General features: G+C 62.5%; 2 protein-coding genes. One reads left to right on the top strand and one right to left on the bottom strand.

The window, feature by feature from the left end:
* On the top strand, positions 1-3,549 hold a 3,549-nt coding region (locus AC1DWI_RS15255; protein ID WP_477725133.1), incomplete at its 5' end, for an OmpA family protein.
* A gap of 43 nt (positions 3,550-3,592) precedes the next feature.
* On the opposite strand, the gene AC1DWI_RS15250 is transcribed toward AC1DWI_RS15255, so the two are convergent.
* On the bottom strand, positions 3,593-4,168 hold a 576-nt coding region (locus AC1DWI_RS15250; protein WP_477725132.1), incomplete at its 5' end, for an ATP-binding protein.

Below are 4,168 nucleotides of genomic sequence, written 5' to 3'. Positions count from 1 at the left end.
GCCCGCAATCGCCGCGTCGAGCTGCGCGTGTGGTTCGAGGCCGTAGCGCCGGCAGCCGTTCCTGTTCCGCTGGCGGCCGCCAAGCCCTGCACGCCACAGGCCGTGGGGCAGTCCACTGTGCCGTTTCGCATCACGATTGATGGCGAGCCTATCAATGCCTCCGAGATTCCCAATGAAGCAGATGGTCAGCGGTGCGCTGACGTCGCGCTCGAGAAGGCTGACATCCAGGTGCGTTATGACAGCCTGGCCATTGCGCCGGTGATGAATGCCTGGGCCACACCCAATGCAGCGGTCAAGGGCGAGGTGGTGGAGTTCCGGGCCTGGGCGAACTACATTCCCTGGATCAAAAAAGCCGAACTGCGGCTTTTCCGTGCAGGGCAGAAAACACAGGAGCAGCCTTTTGAGGTCGTGCCCATCACATGGTCAGGCGCGCTCAACTGGACCGTTCCGGCCAATACGGCCGGCGACCAGGTGTTCTACCTCCTGCGTGTTTATGACGCCCAGGGGCGTTTCGATGAGACCAGTCTGAAATCCCTGAACCTTCTGGTGCGCGCCATGCCGGTCAATGAAGATGCGGAGAAGCTCGAGCGCGAACGGCTGACGGGGTATGGCGAAAACAGCCTGGCGCTGCGCAATATTCCGGTGACCGGCGGCACCGTCACGGTCAACGGCACCAATCTCAAGCTGGGCCAGCGCATCGAAGCGCTGGGGCTGGAACTGCCGATCGATGCGCAGGGCAAGTTCGCCATGAAACAAATCATGCCGGCAGGTCCGCAGTCTGTAGAGGTGACGCTGAAAGAGTCGGACGGGCGCGCAAGCAACTTCCGCCGCAACCTCAACATCGCCGCGGATGACTGGTTTTACCTGGCACTGGGGGATTTGACGGTCGGGAAAAACAATGTCTCCGGGCCCGCCAAACTGGTGACCGGGGACTTAAGTCACTATGAAGACAAGGTGTATGTTGATGGCCGTGCCGCTTTCTACCTCAAGGGAAAAATCAAGGGCGAATGGCTGCTGACGGCTTCGGCCGATACCCGGGAAGGTCCTATCGAGGACCTGTTTTCCAACTTCTCCAGCAAGGATCCCAAATACCTTCTGCGCAGTATTGACCCCAACCTCTACTACCCCGTTTACGGTGATGACAGCACAACGGTGGATGATGCGCCGACGCAGGGCAAGTTTTTTGTCAAACTGCAAAAAGGCGACTCGCACGTCATGTGGGGTAACTTCCAGACCTCGTGGAGCGGGACGGAGCTGATGCAGTACTCGCGCGGCCTCTATGGCGCGCAGGTGCGCTACCGCTCTGAAGATGCCACGACCTATGGCGAAAAACAGACCCAGATTGATGCTTTTGCCGCCGATCCGGGAACGCTGGCTTCGCGCGAGGAATTTCGCGGCACGGGAGGCTCGCTCTACTACCTGCGCCACCTCGACATCACACAGGGCTCGGAGCGCGTCTGGATCGAGGTCCGCGACAAGGACTCCGGCATGGTGATCGAGCGCCGCGAACTCGCGCCTACGCAGGATTACGAGATCAACTACCTTCAAGGCCGTATCCTGTTGCAATCGCCCCTGTCGGCGACCGGCGCCGGCGCCGGCCTGATCATGGCGTCTGCGGTAGGCGGCCAGCCGGTCTACCTCGTGACGACATACGAGTTTGCACCCGGCGTCACGGCCATCAACAACCTGTCGACCGGCATTCGCGCGAGCCAATGGCTGAACGACCATGTGCAGCTGGGCGCCAGCAGCTACCACCAGGGCGAAACAGGCTCCAGTCAGACGCTCAAGGGGATCGACGGGACGCTGCGCTACAAGCCCGGCACCTGGCTGAAGTTTGAGGCGGCACGTTCCAAGGGGCCGGGCAATGGCGCCCAAACCTCTCTTGATGGCGGCTTTGGATTTAACACGCTGAACAACGGCGGCATCCAGTCGGCCGGCGCAGAACGTCTGGAAGGCTCGGTGGATCTCGCCGAAGTCACCGACAGCATGAAGGGGAAGATCACCTCTTATGTCCAGAACCGTGACCGCGGTTATTCGGCCCCGGGGCAGATTGGCATAGGCGGTGAGGCGGTCCGGCAGGCCGGTGCCGCTGCCGATGTGGAGCTTGTTCCGGGCACGCGCGTGCTGGTCAAGGCAGACAAGCGCGACGGCGATCTGCAGAATAACCAGAACGCCGAACTTGCGGTGCGGCAGACGCTGAACAGCGAATGGGAAGTCGCTGTCGGGGTCCGTGCGGACGATCGTTCCAATGTCACGCCAAATGCCAGCCCGTTGCTTTCCCAGACCGGATCGCGCACGGATGCGCAGGTGAGGGCGGATTACCGGCCTGATCGTGCGGGTGGGAAACCCGGGGAAAAAGAAAACTGGGAAGCTTACGGTTACGTTCAGGGGACGCTGGAGCGTGACGATACGCGCGACCCCAACAACCGCGTCGGCCTGGGTGGCGCACTGCAAGTCAGCGAACGCGTGAAGCTCAGCGGCGAAGCATCCGGCGGCAGCATGGGCGCCGGCGGCAAGCTGGGCGCCGACTACCGCATCTCCGACCGGAGCAATGCCTATCTGGCGTACACGATGGAAACAGAAAGCCCGGATGTCGCGTGGCGCGGCCGCCAAGGGACGCTGGTCTCTGGTGCAAGCACCCGCGTGTCCGATCAATTGCGGGTGTTCGGCGAGGGCCGTGCAGTCAATGGGRCCGGCCCGCAAAGCTTGACGCAAGCCTTTGGCATGGACTGGTCGCCTAATGACCGCTGGAACTGGKGCGCCAAGGTCGAGTTCGGAACCGTGTCCGACCCATTGGCCGGTGACCTCAGGCGCCGTGCGCTCGGTGGCTCTGTCGGCTACAAAAAGGACAGCCTGAAATACAGCGGTAATCTTGAGTGGCGCAACGACCGGAGCAATGTGTCCGGCGAACGTACCACCTGGCTGATGCGCAACACGGTGGGCATGCAGGTGGACCCTGCCTGGCGCGTGCTGGGCAAGCTCAATGTCTCGCGTTCAAGCAACAGCCAGGGGGCCTTTGTCGACGGTAACTACCATGAGTTTGTGCTGGGCAGCGCCTACCGGCCGGTTGACAACGACCGCTGGAACACCCTGTTCAAGTACACCAACCTGCACAACGTGCCGACCGCGGGCCAGCTGACCCCTTCGGGCCAGGCGGCCGACTACGCGCAGCGCAGCCAGGTGTTTTCCGTCGACACAATTTACGACGTGAAGCCGTGGCTTTCCGTCGGCGCCAAATACGCGTTCCGCGTCGGCGAGCTGAAAATGCCGGTTGCCGGCGGGGAGTGGTTCTCCAGCCGTGCTGATCTTCTGATCTTCCGGGCGGATCTTCACCTGGTCAAGGAGTGGGACGCCCTGATTGAATGGCGCAACCTGCGCGCCACGGAGGCGCAGGATGCAAAAGCCGGCATGCTCCTCGGTGTCTATCGCCACCTTGGCAAGGGGGTGAAGGTTGGGGTGGGATACAACTTCACCAAGTATTCCGATGACCTGACCGACCTGTCTTACCGCAGTCGGGGCTGGTTCCTGAATGTGCTTGCCACCTATTGAGCGATTGAGTTAGTCGGGCTTTTGCGCGGCTCGGCGGCCCTGGTCAATGGGCTGCCTTGAGCGCCCGACGGTACTGCACGGCTTCCGCGACGTGGACGACCTGGACGGCCTGTGCGCCTGCGAGGTCGGCAATTGTCCTGGCCACTTTCAGGCAGCGATGGATGCTGCGGCCTGACCACCCCAACCGCGCTGCTGCGGTGTTCAGGAATTTCGCGGCTGCGTCATCGAGCTGGCATTGCGCATCAATGGCCTGGCCTTCCAGCGCCTGGTTGGTGGTGCCCTGCCGGGCAATAGCACGATCACGTGCCGTGGCAACCCGGGCCCTGATAACGGCAGTGGCTTCGCCCGGCGGCGCGTTGACCAGTTCATCGGCTGCAAGCGCACCCACCTCAACATGCAGGTCGATGCGGTCCAGCAGCGGGCCGCTGAGCTTGCCCTGGTAACGCGACACCTGTTCGGGCGAACAACGGCAAGCCCGCAAGCTCGAGCCGAGGTAACCGCAGGGGCAAGGGTTCATCGCTGCGACCAGCTGAAAGCGCGCCGGGAACTCGGCGCGCTGGGCGGCTCGCGAAATGGTGATGGTGCCGGACTCCAGCGGTTCACGCAGGGCTTCCAGGGC

Source organism: Polaromonas sp. P3_C2, from assembly GCF_056402675.1.
Note: the sequence above shows the minus strand (reverse complement) of the source record. Positions and strands in the feature narration are given on the sequence as shown.